This is a genomic window from Crateriforma spongiae (assembly GCF_012290005.1).
Lineage (GTDB): Bacteria > Planctomycetota > Planctomycetia > Pirellulales > Pirellulaceae > Crateriforma > Crateriforma spongiae.
The window spans coordinates 474,024-489,419 of sequence record NZ_JAAXMS010000006.1 but is presented as its reverse complement, the minus strand read 5'-3'; the positions used below and the strand labels follow the sequence as shown (position 1 = coordinate 489,419).

At 58.9% G+C, this 15,396-nt stretch carries 10 protein-coding genes; 7 read left to right on the top strand and 3 right to left on the bottom strand.

Features of this window, described 5'->3' with window-relative positions; genetic code table 11:
* Positions 1-111: 111 nt before the first annotated feature.
* Positions 112-2,802 (top strand): diguanylate cyclase, encoded by a 2,691-nt coding sequence (locus HFP54_RS18305; protein WP_168566258.1) that lies wholly within the window; start codon positions 112-114, stop codon positions 2,800-2,802.
* Positions 2,803-2,953: 151 nt separating this feature from the next.
* Here the strand turns inward: HFP54_RS18305 and HFP54_RS18300 are convergent, their stop codons facing one another.
* Entirely contained in the window at positions 2,954-3,970 is a 1,017-nt protein-coding gene (locus tag HFP54_RS18300; protein WP_315853927.1) for an extracellular solute-binding protein, read from the bottom strand.
* 332 nt (positions 3,971-4,302) lie between these two features.
* Between HFP54_RS18300 and HFP54_RS18295 the strand changes: the two genes are divergently transcribed.
* The 6 genes from HFP54_RS18295 (at position 4,303) to HFP54_RS18270 (ending at position 12,868) form a co-directional block, all read left to right on the top strand.
* Positions 4,303-5,439, top strand: a complete 1,137-nt coding sequence (locus HFP54_RS18295; RefSeq protein WP_168566256.1) for a hypothetical protein — start codon at positions 4,303-4,305, stop codon at positions 5,437-5,439.
* Positions 5,440-5,561: 122 nt separating this feature from the next.
* Positions 5,562-6,551 (top strand): ABC transporter substrate-binding protein, encoded by a 990-nt coding sequence (locus HFP54_RS18290; RefSeq protein WP_168566255.1) that lies wholly within the window; start codon positions 5,562-5,564, stop codon positions 6,549-6,551.
* Positions 6,551-8,077: a sugar ABC transporter ATP-binding protein gene (locus HFP54_RS18285; RefSeq protein ID WP_168566254.1), complete on the top strand. Its 1,527-nt coding sequence runs from the start codon at positions 6,551-6,553 to the stop codon at positions 8,075-8,077. Before HFP54_RS18290 ends, HFP54_RS18285 begins: the two co-directional genes overlap by 1 nt.
* Before the next feature lie 70 nt (positions 8,078-8,147).
* The gene (locus HFP54_RS18280; protein WP_146414077.1) at positions 8,148-9,146 is read left to right on the top strand and encodes an ABC transporter permease; all 999 of its coding nucleotides are present in this window, start codon (positions 8,148-8,150) and stop codon (positions 9,144-9,146) included.
* A 143-nt stretch (positions 9,147-9,289) separates the two neighbouring features.
* Positions 9,290-10,651, top strand: coding sequence for a hypothetical protein (locus HFP54_RS18275; protein ID WP_168566253.1), 1,362 nt, complete (start codon positions 9,290-9,292; stop codon positions 10,649-10,651).
* 114 nt (positions 10,652-10,765) lie between these two features.
* Positions 10,766-12,868: an SHD1 domain-containing protein gene (locus HFP54_RS18270; RefSeq protein ID WP_146414079.1), complete on the top strand. Its 2,103-nt coding sequence runs from the start codon at positions 10,766-10,768 to the stop codon at positions 12,866-12,868.
* 398 nt (positions 12,869-13,266) lie between these two features.
* Here HFP54_RS18270 and HFP54_RS18265 read toward each other — a convergent pair whose 3' ends face one another.
* Together HFP54_RS18265 and HFP54_RS18260 are read right to left on the bottom strand one after the other, a co-directional pair.
* Positions 13,267-14,295 (bottom strand): D-alanine--D-alanine ligase family protein, encoded by a 1,029-nt coding sequence (locus tag HFP54_RS18265; RefSeq protein WP_168566252.1) that lies wholly within the window; start codon positions 14,293-14,295, stop codon positions 13,267-13,269.
* An 11-nt stretch (positions 14,296-14,306) separates the two neighbouring features.
* Positions 14,307-15,329 carry a putative zinc-binding metallopeptidase gene (locus tag HFP54_RS18260; RefSeq protein WP_146414081.1) on the bottom strand — a complete coding sequence of 341 codons (1,023 nt, stop codon included), beginning with the start codon at positions 15,327-15,329 and terminating at the stop codon, positions 14,307-14,309.
* Between the last annotated feature and the right edge of the window lie 67 nt (positions 15,330-15,396).

Below are 15,396 nucleotides of genomic sequence, written 5' to 3'. Positions count from 1 at the left end.
CGGACGTACTTCGCAGCGTTACGCATCGCTTTTGCGCTAACGTGCGTCAGCGTCGGGTTGTTGATATCGGCACAAATGTTTGGTGTCGTGCCCGACGTCGACCACGAACGCATGAAAGCCAAGCAATCGTATTGTGAATCGGTGGCGATTCACGCGGCGATGGCGGTGCGCCGTGGCCAGTGGTCCGACCTGGACGGCACCCTGAAAACCCTGGTCGATCGTAACCCCGAACTGCTTTCCATCGGCGTCCGCAGCGATTTGGGCATCCTGCGTCTGGACACCGGTTACCACGAATCGTTTTGGGCCGCCGATTCCGGACGCAATGACGCCGGTCCACTGGAATCAAACTCGCATCTATCAACGATGCCGATCCAAACGGCGGGATCGATGTCGTCCATGATGTCGCCCGCAGCTTCAACGCCCGCGGATCCACCTGAATCCGGCTTGGTGTCGACCGTCAAGAATCGCATCCGTCAAACCGCAACGGAAATGTGTGACGACTTGACCGGTTTGCCGGGCAAATTGGCGTCGCTGCCCGAAGAAATCCGCCAGTCACTTCGCGACACCGGCGACGAATCAGCGGCCGTTAAAACCAACACGGTCGAAGTCCCCATCACACTGAACCGTCGGCCCTGGGGAACCGTGGAGTTTTCCTTCCAGGGCGACCAAGCATCCTTGTGGGGATCGTTGACCTCACGATCGTTGTTCCCACTGGCGCTTTATGTCGGATTCGCGGGGCTGTTCGCCTACTTCACCGTGATGGCCAAAATCATGGGCGCGTTTACTGGTTCGCAGGTTGTTCCCGATCGCGTTCGTGGTGCGCTGGACACATTGGCCGAAGGCTTGTTGTTGTTGGACGATAAGGGGCACATCGTCTTGGCCAACCAAGCGTTCCTGTCGTGCACCGGATCGGTCGCATCGGAAGTCCGTGACCGAAAGATCGACGAATTGCCGTGGGTCCACGATGCCGATTCCAGCGAAGACCAGCATCCTTGGCTGCGAAGTATTCAGTCCAGTGAATCGATCACGACATCGATCCAGCGGTACCGCATCTCCAGCGGCGAGGTTCGCGTCTTTTCGGTCAACACCGCGCCGATCGGCGGTGACAACAGCAAACGCGGGGCGCTGGTGACCCTGCGTGACGTTACGCACATCGAAGCCCACCGTGCCGAACAAGAACGCATGCTTTCGATGTTGCGGTCCAGTCGCGATGAAATTCGACGCAAGAACCGCGAACTGGAACTGCTGGCGACCCGCGACAGTCTGACCAATTGTCTGAACCGTCGCGCGTTCTTCGAACGCTTTGAAACGCTGTACAGCACCGCGTCGTCCAACGGCACGACGCTGGCGTGCCTGATGTTCGACAATGACCACTTCAAAAGCGTCAACGATAACTATGGACACCACATCGGCGACGAAGTGTTGCGGAAAGTGTCCAAGACGATTCGCGATCGCCACGAATCACGCCACCTGGTGTGTCGATACGGCGGTGAAGAATTTTGTGTGGTCATGCCGGGCTGTGATCTTTCGCAAGCGATCCACGAAGCCGAGGAAACCCGCCGGGCAATCATGGAAATCCGGTTGGACGATCCGGCCGAACTACGTCTGACCGCCAGTATCGGCGTGTCCGAATTGGTCAACGACCCGGCCGACCCCCAAGAACTGATCAACCAAGCCGACGCGTGCCTATACATCGCCAAACAACGCGGCCGTAACCGTGTCGTCGCCTACGAACCGGGTTTCGAAGAACAACAAGAATCTGCCAAGGCGGACGATTCACGTGCGGCTCCGTCGGCCGCCACCGCGGTGACCGGTCCGGCGGTTCCGTTCCAAGCCGTCACGGCATTGTTGGGCGCGCTATCGTATCGCGACAGCCAGACTGCTGAACACAGTTGTCGTGTTGCCGACCTGTGCGTCCGCACCGCCCGCGGCTTGGTCGACCAGAAACAGTTATACATGTTCGAAGTCGCCGGCTTGCTGCACGATATCGGCAAGATCGGTGTCCCCGACCACGTGCTGCTGAAACCCGGCAAGCTGACCGCTGCCGAATGGAAATTGATGGGCGAACACGACCGTATCGGCGTGGACATCATCGAAGGCACCTTCGATTCGCCGATGTTGACCGAGATCATTCACAGCCACCACGCCTTTTACGCCGGCGGTGGTCGGCACGATGATCTGCCGCACGGCAAAGACATCCCATTGGGCGCACGGATCTTGACGATCGCCGACAGCTATGACGCGATGGTCAGCGATCGCGTGTACCGCAAAGGCCGCAGCCACGAGGAAGCCGTCGAAGAACTGCGACGTTGTGCCGGCACCCAGTTCGATCCGGACTTGGTCGAACGCTTCATCAAAAAGATCCACCCGAGCGAACTGGGACAAGGCTTGGACGAAAACGGGCTGACCAAGCAGGTCGCACTGAAGATCGGCATGCACGTCGAACTGATCGCCGACGCGATGGACCATCGTGACGTCAATCGTTTGCGAGAACTCGCAGTGACACTTTCCGGACTGGCCAAGAGTCACCAAATCGACGCGATCGCCCACTGCGCCCAGTCCATCGAGACCCGCGCCGTGGAATCACTGGAACGCGTCAAGACCGCCGAAACCGCGACGGGAATTTCCGCGTTCGAAATCATGGACCCCGAACAAGAAGAAGAAAACGATTGGATGCAGTTGCTGTGTGAAGCCAACAACTTGCTGGACCTTTGCCGTGCCACCCAAAACGTCTATTTGGGTGACACCACCGAACGCAATCGTCAAATCATCGAAAACTTCTTGGCCGACATCGACGCCTAAAGGCCCGTTCGTCTTTGATCGTCGTCTTTTGCTCCGCCGAGAGCGACGCGCGGAAACGCGAAACGAGTTGGAAAGAACGTCCATGATGCCGGGCAACGGAAGATCAATGCTGACCATGCAGTTGCCGGCATACTGGTTTTTCGCTGGCAAGCTATGGTTCGCCCAAAACATCGCGAACCGCCTCGGCCCATTGCGGCCAGCCTTCGGCCGCCGATTCAAAGTCCACTTGCATCCAGCGAACCGGTTCATCGGGCAAGACCGGCGGCGGGAACTTGCTGTCGGGACTGACCGGCATCTGGCTGCTGGGCCCCATCGCCAAGCGGTCTTCGATTTCTCCGGTCATCAAATAATCAGCCAAACGTCCCGCTGCGACCGGGTGCGGAGCGTCTTTCAAAATCGCCAATGTGTTGGGAATCCTTAGCGTACCGGGCTGTTCGGGTTGTTGATCGGGAAAGATGATCGCGACCGGGTATCCTAGCTCTTGTTCGACAAAAGCATCGTCGGTGTCGGTCAGCCCCCACGCCAGTCGTCCCGTCGAAACGGCTTGTGCGACTTGTTTGTTGCCCGACAGGATGACCGCGTTGTCGACGATTTGGCTCAACATTTTCAACGCCGCGTCCCGGCCGATTCGATCACGAATGACGGCGAAGTGCGTGGCGGTGGTGCCGAACAAAGGTCGAGCCATGGCGCAGTCCTTTGCCCACCGCGGGTCGCGCAAGTCGTCGACCGAATCAGGGCGTTCGGACGCATCGCTGATCATCTCGGTATTGACGATCAACACTCGGGCACGCGTGGCAAATCCGCACCACGTTTTGTCACTGGCGATCAAGTCCTTGGGCCAAGTGGCGGCGACGTTCCAGTCATGCGGTTGCAGCAACCCCAGTTTTTGCAGACGCACCGTGTGCAAAATCTCGTTGTTCCAAAACAGATCGCATTGCGGACGGTCCTTTTCGGCGATGATCTGATTGACCAGCCCAACGGTCTTGGTTGATTCGACGTCAAACTTGGCGATCACGCCGGTTTCGCCATCCTGTCGCCGTTCGAAACCCATCAAAATCGGCTCGGCAAATTCTTGATCCAGCGCCGAATAGACCACAACGTCGCTCTCGCTACGCGGAACGCAACCGCTACAAAACAACACCACAAGCAATGCCGTCGCGTGAAGCACCCGCCATCGGTGCTTGTCGCCGGCCGCAAAAAAGTGTCGGCGGCTATACTGGATCCACCCGTTTCGAATCTTCGCATTGGTTCCGCATGGAAATCTATTGGCAACGTGTTGTGTCGGCATGTTGGGTCGGCTTTGTCGGTGAACGAAAATCGCGGTGGCGAATGTCGGACCTAATTCCAGTGACGTGGCCGTCGCAATGTGTGTGCATCGCGCTCGTCGTCGCTATGTGGTGTGCATCGGATTGTAAAGCACAGGCGGCAACCGCGGACGGGCTGTTCCGTCATACAGGTAACCACATCCGCCTGGTCACCGACATTAACGACGCATCACAAATGGACACCATCGTGGCCACCTTTGATGCCGCGGTGCCGCAATGGGTGTCGTTCTGGCGTTTGGATCCCGATGCCGCCGATGGCTGGGTGGTCGACGCTTATGTCATGCGAAACGATGTTCCCTTTCGCGAGAAGGGTTTGCTGCCCCGTTCGCTGGCCGAATTCCCCTATGGCATCGCCGATGGCAATCGCGTGTGGGTACGCGAGCAAGCCGACGCCTATTACACGCGGCATCTGGTCTTGCACGAAGGCGTGCATGCGTTGATGTACGAACAATTCGGCGGTGCCGGTCCGACATGGTTCATGGAGGGCACCGCGGAATTGCTAAGTGTTCACAGCGGTGTCGGTTCCGGCGTCGTGATCGGCCAAGTCCCGCGGAATCGAGAATCCGTACCGGGCTGGGGACGCTTCAAGATTTTGTCGCAGCGACGCGACGACGGCGAAGTCAAGACGATCGAAGACGTCATGCGTTTGCCGCATCGTTTGCGTGGCGATGTCGAATCCTACGGTTGGTCCTGGGCCGCGGTGATGATGCTGGCCCAGTACGCGGAATACCGTGACGCGTTGGTGGATGCCGCCACACGTTACGGCCGCGATCAATCCACCGACTTCACGCGTCGGCTGTACGCAAAACTGGTTCGTCAGTGGCCGGTGATCCGCGTGCGGTGGGCCATGATGAATCTGGAATTGGATTACGGGTTCCGGTGGGACCGCGAATCGATCGACATCGCCGTGGACGATCCGCCGTATGACGAATCGGAGATCCAGACGACACTGCATGCCGACCGTGGTTGGCAATCGGCGGGCTATCGATTCCCCGCGTCTTCGGTCGTCCGAATCGCGGCGCAGGGCGATGTCGTGTTGGCCGATACGACCCGCCCATGGGTGGCATTGCCCGATGGGATCACCATGCGTCACGTTCGCGGGCGTCCCCTTGGTCAAGTCATCGCGTGCTTGGTGCCGACCGAGATCCGCGACACGGGATCGGCCACCTTGCCCACCATCGTGAGCGTCGGCGACGATGCCACCATCCCCATCGATCGCGAAAGCTGGCTGTTCCTTCGGGTCAACGATGCGGTCGATCAATTGACCGACAACCAAGGACACTTTGAAATCCGCATCACGCCGGCCCGATGAGCTAACATAACCCCCTGGTTCACCATCCGTCGTTGGCGTCAGCCGCCGGTCGAAACCCGTCGGCGTGATGACCAACGCGATCGAATTTTGCCATCCATCCCACCTTTTCGATAACCGCCGTCATGGTCCGATCCTTTTTTCTGATTTGCACGCTGACCGCCGCGACGATGATGCTGGTTGGTTGTCAGCCGCCGTCCGAAACCGCCGACGGCTCGTCCAGTGATGGCGATTGGACGATCGCGATGATCCCCAAAGGCGAAACGCACATCTATTGGAAATCGGTCCACTTCGGTGCTCGACAAGCCGCCGACGAACTGGGGGTCGACCTGCAGTGGAAAGGCCCGTCGAAAGAAAACGATCGCGATGAACAAATCAGCGTGATGCAGAGCTTTTTGAACCGACAAGTCGATGGCATCTGTTTATGCCCGCTGGACGCCGACGCGTTGGTCCGGCCGGTGGCCGAAGCCGGTCGTGGAAAGGTCCCCGTGGTGATTTTTGACAGCGGACTGTCCGACACCAGCGGCACCGTGTCCTATGTGGCCACCGACAACTTTCGCGGCGGCCAGATGGCGGGCGATGCGATGGCAAAAGCCTTGGGCGAAAAAGGCAACGTCGTTGTGATGCGTTACCAAAAAGGCAGCGAAAGCACTCACCAACGCGAAGAAGGTTTCCTGGAAGCCATCGGCAAGTACCCCGACATGACGGTCATCAGCAGTGACCAGTACGGCGGATCGACCACCGAAGCGGCGATCGACAAGTCGCAACAGATCTTCAACAAGTTCGGCGACGAAATCGACGGGATCTTCGCGTCCTGTGAACCCACCGCTGCGGGCATATTGCAAACGTTGCGTGATCGCAAGTCCGCCGGCGATGTGGCCTTGGTGGCCTTTGACAGTAGCGAAACGCTTCGCAAAGCCATGGCCGACGGTGAAGTCACCGCGATCGTTCTGCAGGATCCCGTGCGAATGGGTTATCTGTCGATCCAAACCATGGTCCAGCACCTTCGCGGCGAAGACGTCCAGCGGCGGGTGGACACCGGTGTGTTCGTGGCGACCCCGGACAATATGGACGACGAAAAGATCCGCAGTCTGTTGCAGCCCGGCCAAGCGTGATGACGGGTGACGATCCATCGAATCAACCGTCCGAATCGATCGATGATCGGGCGGTGGTCGCCGCCGAAGGTTTGGGAAAACGCTACGGGCCGCACTGGGTTTTGCGGGACGTTTCGATCCGCTTGCGCCCCGGCCAGGTGATGGCGTTGCTGGGCGAAAACGGTGCCGGCAAAAGTACGATGATCAAGATCCTGAGCGGTGCGGTCGTCCCTGACGCAGGATCGTTGTCCGTCTCCGGTGCACCGCTTCGGTTCGGACGTCCCGACGTGTCGCGGCGATCCGGCATCGCCACGGTCTATCAAGAACTGAGCGTCTGTGACGACCTGAGCGTCGAGGACAACATCATGCTGGGCCGCGAACATGGACGGATCGGAACCCTGAACAGGCGGAGCCAGCGACAGATTGTCGACGCGGCACTTCAGCGACTGGGGCACGCCGACCTGGACCCGAAAACACAGGTGGGTGACCTTTCAGTGGCTGCTAAACAGTTGGTCGAAATCGCTCGTGCCATCGCGGGCAACGCCAAGCTGTTGATCCTGGACGAACCCACCAGTTCGCTGACCGCCGCCGACGTCAGGCAACTGTTCGAAATCACACGCAAATTGGCCGACGAAGGATTGGCGGTGTTGTACATCAGCCATTTCTTGGAAGAAGTCCGCCAACTGTGCGATTCCTACACCGTGTTGCGTGACGGACGCATGACGGGCAGCGGACAACTAAGCGACGCCGGTGAATCGGAGATCGTTCGGCTGATGGTCGGCCGCGACGTGGACGACCTGTATCCGCAAACCGAACGCTGCACCGGAGATCCCGTTTTGCGATGCCAAAACGTCACCGGTGCGGGCATCGCATCACCGACTGATTTGACGGTCCATCGTGGCGAAATTCTGGGCATTGCCGGATTGATCGGTGCGGGGCGGACGGAATTGGTCGAAGCCGTCTTTGGCATTCGATCGCGTGGCGGCGGTGTCGAAATGAACGACAACACGATTCCACCGGAACACCCCGCCGCCGCGATCGCCGCGGGATTGTCGTTGGTCAGCGAAGACCGCAAAGGCCAAGGACTGGCGCAAAACCTGTCGATCGCCGACAATACGACACTCAGCCGGTTGGGTCCCTACGCGACCGCCGGCGTGTTGAATGAAAAACGTCGCCACCATGCCGTCGACGAACTGATCGAACAATTACAGGTCAAGTGTCGCGGTGGCCGACAGACCGTGGGCGAACTTTCCGGTGGCAACCAGCAGAAGGTCGCTTTGGCGCGGTCGCTGCACGAACAGGCCGATTGTTTGATCCTGGACGAACCCACACGTGGTGTTGACGTCGGCACGAAAGCACAGATCTATCGATTGATCGGCCAGACCGCTGCCGACGGAACCGCGATCCTGTTCATCAGCAGTTACTTTCAAGAACTGTTGCACATGTGCGACCGCATCGCAGTGATGGCACGCGGTCGCATCGTGGAAATTCGCGATGCCAAGGACTGGGATGAACACGACCTGTTGATCGCATCGATGAAGACCTAGCCGTCACGTTGCCAAGTGTTTGTTGCAGCATGATGACCCCATTCCCTTTCGCCCGACTGTTCCCGACGAAATGACTTCGCTGATTCGACGAATCTTGACCGCCGCCGGGCCCTTGTTGGCTTTGTTGGTGGTGATCGCGTTTTTCGCAATCGCCGACGCGGCCCAAGGCTTTGAGGGCCGTTTTCTGACCAGCGGATCGGCACGTCTGGTGGGGCTGCAAAGCGTCAAGATCGGAATCGCCGCGTTGGGCATGACGATGATCATCATCGCCGGTGGAATCGACCTTTCGGCAGGAACCGCGGCGGCGTTGTGTGGCTGCACCGCGGCCTGGACGCTGCAGCAAGGTGGCGGCATCGCGGCGGCGTTTGCAGTGGCGATCGCGACCGGAATGCTGTGTGGATGTGTCAACGGTTCGCTGGTCAGTCTGCTGCGATTGGTACCGTTCATCATCACGCTGGGCACAATGACCGTGTTCATGGGGCTTGGCAAAACCATCGCCGATGAAGGCGGCACGATCACACCGCCGGTGGAATCGATTCCCGATTGGCTGGTATCGATGGTGACGCAGTTCCCCGAACCCGAGTGGATCGCCTATCCGATCCTGCCCAATTTCTGTTGGGGCGTTTGGCTGTGGTTGGTGCTGGCCGCCGGCGTCAGTTTTCTACTTCACCGCACCGTGCTGGGCCGCCACCTGTACGCGATCGGTTCCAACGAATCGACCGCTCGGTTGTGCGGTGTCCCCGTCGTGCGAACAAAATTGTTGGTTTATTCGCTGGCCGGTTGCCTGGTCGGTCTGGCCGGGATGGTCGATTTGGCGCGAATGGGCAAGGGCGACGCTAGTGCGGGCATGGGACTGGAATTGGAAATCATCGCCGCGGTGGTGATCGGCGGCGGTTCGCTATCGGGCGGTCGCGGCAGCGTGATCGGAACGATTTGCGGCGTGCTGATCATGGGAGTGATCAATCACGGGTGCACCGCACTGGGCCTGGAAAACCAAGTGGAAAATATCTTGTTGGGTGCAATCATCATCACAGCCGTTTACGTCGATCGACTGCGAAATCAAAACTGACGCGAATTCAGTCATGCAGATTTGCTGGACGCGAACATCGCGTCACGCGGACTCGGAATCCGACGTTGGATGTTGCCAAGACCGGCGGCCGTGTAACGAAGACGCTTTGATCGGTTCAATAGTCAGGTTCGAGATTCTTTTTCATGGCCCAAGCGTTGTTTTCCGGCCCAAACATTCGTCGCTTCATTGGTGCAGGTCTTTGGATCGGCATCGCGGTCACCGCCGTGGCCGCCTATGACCGACTGAAGGGCGACCCATCCGACGCGACAGCATCTGCCAACCGTCCATGGTTCACACCGGCTCGGGACGTCGATGTCCGCGCGGTCGACGCGGTGATGCGACCCGGCGATCCGGTTTTCTATCGGGACGCATCCGCGGACGCATGGGTCCAAGCCGGTTATGTATCGCGTGTATCCGAACCAGACCTTGCTTCCGATCAAGCCAACGCCGATGCAGCGCAAGTCCTGCGTCTACGTTGGTACGTCGACGGCGTGGCCCCGAATCAACTGGTCTGGGAATCGCATCGCACAACAGGCAGCTTGCAGGAAGTCGTTCAAACCATGCTGCCGCCGGAAAAACGCCAGCGGATCCAATCACAGATTCAAGAACTGCTGAAGCAGAACGGCCAGAAAATGACCGAACTGCTGCAGCCACTGGTCCGCGAAAGCCTGGTCCGGTCGTTGCCGGTGATCGAACGGGGCGTCCGGCGTTCGATGGCCGAACATTCCGATCAATGGCAGGGGCTGGCGGGACGTTTGCAGACGGAGATCTTGGACCAACGGATCATGCCGCTTGCGAAGCAAGAGATGATGCCGATCGTCCGTCGTCACGGCCAACCGATCACCGAATCGATCGGTCGTGAACTGTGGGACCGCGCATCGCTGTGGCGGTTCGGCTGGCGTGCGTTGTACGACCAAACGCCGCTGGGCGAACGTTCGCTGGTGAAGGAAGAGTGGCAGCGTTTTGTCGACGAGGAAGCCGTGCCGGTCTTCGAAGACCACTTGGATGAAATCGTGGTCGCGGTTCAAAACACCATGTCCGATGTTGCCGCCAACCCGGTCATCCGCCAGGAACTTGCCTCGGTCGCCGGAACCATTGCCGATGATCCCGAGGCGCAACAGTTGCTGAAAACCGTCTTGCGCGAATCGATCGTCGAAAATGAAGAACTGCGTGCACTGTGGAAGGAAATCTGGACATCGCCCGACGCCGTCGCGGCACTTGACCGGGTCGGCGATCGCGTCGAACCGGTGGTGCGTCAGATCGGTGACATGTTGTTCGGTACCCCGGAACAGGGCATCGACCCGAATTTCGCCCGAGTGCTGCGGAACCAAATCCTGCGAAAAGACCGTCGGTGGATCGTCGCGATGGATCCCGTGACGCGATCCCGCGACACCGATGCGGCGTCCATTGACGAGAGGCACCCCGTCAGCGACGACCATCCGCCGGTCGTGCGGCCCGCTCCAACGTCGATGCCTTACCCGGTCGTTTACTTGGCCAGCGAATAATTCGCCCCCCTGGAAACGCCGACGCACCATGCGCGAACGTTACCGCTGGGTTAAACTGCCAGAGGTTCTCCTTTCTGGCATTTCTTTTCCGTTCCGCTGCCACGGACTTGCACTATGTCTCCATCGATCTGCGGCTGTCGACTGACGGCGTTTCTATTGACGGCTTTGATGACCCTGGCGCCCGTGTTGGCGTTCGAAGTCGGCGACCGAGTGACCTTCACGCGCGCCGGATCATCCGGCGAAGGCGTGGTGTCGGACGTTCGCGGCGGAGGCAAATTTTTGGTCATCGAAGTCGACAACGGCGGCCGCAAATCGAAAGTCGTCGTGTTGGCGTCCCAGGCCAAAGCGTCGGCATCGGCACCCGCCGCCGATGATTCGATGCGGATGTGGACCGATGCCTCGGGTTCGTTCAGCGTGAAAGCGACCTTGGTCGAACAGTCGGCGACGATGGCAACGCTTCGCAAGGAAGACGGCCGGGTGATTAACGTTCCGATCGAAAAACTGTCCATCGGCGACCAGGAATTCTTGGCCCTGATGGACACCGCCGATCCGAATCCGTTCGCCGGTGGAACGACCATGCCCGCGACCGGATCGTCCTTTGCACCCAGCAGCAGCGGTGCGTCGCCGTCGCGTTCGTTCGGCGGTGTGGCTCAGTTGTCCGTCCCACAGGCGGTGAAACTGCCCGATGGCAAAAAACTGTTGCTGACCAACATGAGTCCCCCGGCGTCGATGCAAGCGGACACCACACCATACGATTTCTCCGCTTTGGGCAACGCCGCGTTAAACGTGACGAAAAAAGAGTTCCGCGAAGACATGACGCGGCCGTTCATCGTCGGCAGCGACGGTTCCACGCTGGCCTGTTGTCTGAAATCCAGCTGGTCGAACAAAGACAAGTTCACCAAAGTCTTTCGCATCGACGGGCGTCGTGGCTCGGCGCAACAAGTCGCCGAATGCACCGGCCGTTCATTCGGGATCGCGTCGGCGGATCCCGGAACCGGTGACGCCTTGATCATCTTTGACGCGGCCCAGGGAACCCAATCCAGCGGTCTTGGCATCATGACCGGCTTGGCCGACGGATCGCCCCGCATCGCGATGACTTGGGACATGTTCCCCGGCGATTCCAACAAGAAGGACTACGTGCGTTATCGACGCGTTCTTCCCGGCGGCTACGCCATGGTCGTCTATGGCCAAACCATTCGACTGATCAACTATCGCAATCGATCGACGGTCTGGACGTGTGCCCAGACGATGTTCAACGAACCCGCCGTTTCGGCCGGTGGACGATACACCGCCGTTGCCGATACCACCGGCGAACAAATCGCAATCGTCGAAACCGCGACCGGTCAACAAATCGGTTCCGTCCCGTGTGGAAAAATCGGCTCGGTGTCGATGGGCTTTTCCCCCGACGCGAAACGAATCGCCCTGTCCGAAGGCAACAAGGTTCGGGTGTTCGAAGTCGCCACGGGCGAAGTCTTGCTGGAGCACGAAGCCAACGTGCCATTGTCCAAACACGGCGGTCAATTGCCCTGGTACGGTCAATCGTTCCTGCTGTTGCCGACCGGTCCGGTGTTAAGTCTGAAACGCAACCTGATCGTTTGGAACTATCAAATGCAGGGCGAGCCGATCGAATATGCCGACCGAATTTTCGAAGGTTTGTACCCGGTGGTCAACGATGGCAACGTCGGCATCGTTCGTTTGCCACATGAAAAGGCGATCGAAGCGGCGGATCGCGAGGTCGGTGATCTGGCTGCGGTGTCACAGGGTGATTCGATCGCGGTGAACGTGACCGGATCCGGCCCCGGTGCGACGACGAATCAAATCCGCAGTTGGATCGAAGCGGCGATTGAAAAAGCCGGCTACACCGTCGCCTCCAACGCACCGACGAAGCTGAACGCATCGGTGACCCGTGGCAAAACCGAAGAACGTTCCTATCGAGAGTTCGGAAACTTTGGGACCACCGAAGTCAAATTCACACCGTACATCAGCAAGGTGGATGTGGTTCAGGGCAGCGATACCCTGTGGACTCGCAGCAGTCGCAGCAGCATGCCATTTTTCGTTCGCGGCGACAAAACACTGAAGCAGATCGCGCGTGAAAACGAGAAACCCAACACGGGTGTTTTCGAAAATCTGGAACTGCCCGAACAGATCCTGAAACTGGAATACCAGAAGGGCTTTGGCAACAGCATGGTTTCCATCCAAGGCATTCGCGACATGTAACGCATGGTGATGCCGAACGTGATAGCGTCGGGTTGAGGCCGCGAAACGCAATTCACGTTCCCTTCTGCTCTTCTGCTTATCACCCTCCCTCCGGGAGGGTCGAGCCTTAGCGAGGGGAGGGTGCACCGGCAGAAGAACCCTCCCCGGAATCTCGTTCCTCGATCCCGACCCTCACGCGGGGCGAGAGGGTGAAGCCAGGAGAACGAAACAGCCGCGACATTGGATCGACTCTGAGCCGAATGCTTATCACCCTCCCTCCGGGAGGGTCGAGCCTTAGCGAGGGGAGGGTGCACCGGCAGAAGAACCCTCCCCGGAATCTCGTTCCTCGATCCCGACCCTCCCGGAGGGAGGGTGAATCTAAACGGCAAATGCCGATTCAAGCCGCCGCACCTAACGTATCATCCGGCCATCCATGCCGGCTTATAACTCAGACCCAGACTCAGAATACGCTGCAGCAACTGTTCGTAATTCACGCCGCCGGTTTCAGCAGATTCCGCAAAATCTTCGCCGTATTCGATGTTCGGATTCGCATTGGATTCGATCACATAGATCTCGCCTGACGGACTGAGTCGCAGATCCATCCGAGCGTAACCGCTCATGTGCAGCGCCCGATAAACACGTTTGCAAACCTTGGCGATTCGAGCCTGCATGGCATCGTCCAGGTCGGTGGCTGCGTGCGTGGTGATGCCGTGCCTTTCCTGGTACTTGTGATTGAACTTGACGTGTTGGGTCGCGATCTTCGCCATCTCCTCCGGCATGTTTCCAAAATCCATTTCCCAGGCCGGAAAGGTCTGCAGCCGTTGGTTACCGATCACGCCGACGTATAGCTCGCGACCTTCGATGTACTGTTCGGCGATCGCGTCATCGCCCGTCTTTTCATGGATGAAATTGACGCGTTCGGCCAGTTGTTGATCGGTCTGGACGATCGATGCTTGGCTGATCCCGAAACTGGCATCTTCGATGACCGATTTGACGAACAGGGGAAACGTCAAACGTTTGGGCCGATGGACGATGCGGCCTTTGGGAAAGACGGCAAAACGGGGCGTCGGGATGCGGTGATACGACAAGATCTTCTTCGACAGCGCCTTGTCTTTGCTTAGCAACAGCCCTCGGGGATTGCACCCGGTGTAGGCTTGCTGCATCAGTTCCAGATAACTGATGATCGCAAAGTCATAGATCGCGACGCCGTGGAATTCTTCCAACAGCATGAACGTGATGTCAGGACTCTGTTCCAGCAACGCCTTTCGGATCGGGCCCAGATCGTCATACACGCCCAGCGGAATGACCTCATGTCCCAGACACCGCAGGGTTTCGCAAACGTCGAATTCCGCTTTCCAGGCGTCCAGTTCTTTTTCCGTGACGCCATCTAATGTGTCCGGCGGAACGTGGCCCTCGCGAACCAACAGCAGGATTCGAAGTTTACGCATCTTGCAACCGATCAAACCACGACGCGATGTCGCCCTTCGTGCATGAAATGAGTCGTCCGCACGGCGACCAGGATCATCGCATCCCGTTTGACGTCCTCCGCAGGACCGCCGACACGCAACTCCATTTCTCGGCAGCGTTCGATCATTTCCTGGATCACTTGGTCAATCGTGTAGGTGTATTCGCCGGTCCAACGAGCCACCACGCGACGAATTTCACCGCGCACCTTGCTCAGGAACGCCGCCGCCGTGGGGGCACGGCGCGAACTGATGGATCCGTCGAACAGGCGACGCAGATCGGCATCGTAGACGCTGGGGATGTCCAAACCGTAATGTCGACGCTTGGAAGCATAGTGTTCACGCAGGGTTTTGCGAATCCTGGATAGCGGTTCGTCGGCGCGACGCGATGTCACGACCGGCTTGGTGCCCGCCACGGCCTTCATGAATCGGTCGACCTGTTCCAGCTTCTTCAGTGCCGGCCAGTCCTTGTACGTCGTGCGCCAACGCGACCCGGGACGCAGCCAGACGGCAAAGGTTTCCGCGAAATCCTCCAGCGGATGCGCTTGGGCGTACCACATTTCCAGGTGCAGCACATAGTCGCGGCTGGACGGCATCGGCTGGTAATATTCACGATACGGCTGGGAAACCCGGCCAAAGACACGACGAAACGCGGCTTTGCGTCGCAGTCGGTATGCCGTATCGATCGCGTGCCCGGCTTCGTGACGCAGGATCTTCATGCACCACTGTTTCGTGCCGCCTTCGACCTCCAGCAACTGCTGGCGTTCCAGCCGCATCAACCGCGGGTGAGCCAGATAAAACGGAATCGCGATCCCCGGAATGCCATCGGGGCTGTACCAATCGTCGCTTAGCCAACAGTGCGGGCGGAACGTGATGCCACGCTGGGCCAATTCGTCATAAAGCTGATCAACGCGTTCCTGAAGCGGCGTGTCTTTCAGCTTCAGAGGCAACTCGCACACTCGGAGATCCAGCAAGTCGTCGTCGCTCATCCTGGCGAGATTCAACTTACGCTTGGGCATCAGCAATCCGAGGCGGTAACGTTCGATCAGGCGGCAAGTGCCGGTCGCGCGAAACGCATGTCCGTCG

Bases quoted from the DNA above. Each gene is read 5' to 3' on its own strand.
- HFP54_RS18260 (WP_146414081.1), bottom strand. From the start codon at position 15,329: ATGCCCAAGCGTAAGTTGAATCTCGCCAGGATGAGCGACGACGACTTG.
- HFP54_RS18285 (WP_168566254.1), top strand. From the start codon at position 6,551: ATGACGGGTGACGATCCATCGAATCAACCGTCCGAATCGATCGATGAT.
- HFP54_RS18290 (WP_168566255.1), top strand. From the start codon at position 5,562: ATGGTCCGATCCTTTTTTCTGATTTGCACGCTGACCGCCGCGACGATG.
- HFP54_RS18280 (WP_146414077.1), top strand. From the start codon at position 8,148: ATGACTTCGCTGATTCGACGAATCTTGACCGCCGCCGGGCCCTTGTTG.
- HFP54_RS18275 (WP_168566253.1), top strand. From the start codon at position 9,290: ATGGCCCAAGCGTTGTTTTCCGGCCCAAACATTCGTCGCTTCATTGGT.
- HFP54_RS18295 (WP_168566256.1), top strand. From the start codon at position 4,303: ATGGACACCATCGTGGCCACCTTTGATGCCGCGGTGCCGCAATGGGTG.
- HFP54_RS18305 (WP_168566258.1), top strand. From the start codon at position 112: ATGAAAGCCAAGCAATCGTATTGTGAATCGGTGGCGATTCACGCGGCG.
- HFP54_RS18265 (WP_168566252.1), bottom strand. From the start codon at position 14,295: ATGCGTAAACTTCGAATCCTGCTGTTGGTTCGCGAGGGCCACGTTCCG.
- HFP54_RS18270 (WP_146414079.1), top strand. From the start codon at position 10,766: ATGTCTCCATCGATCTGCGGCTGTCGACTGACGGCGTTTCTATTGACG.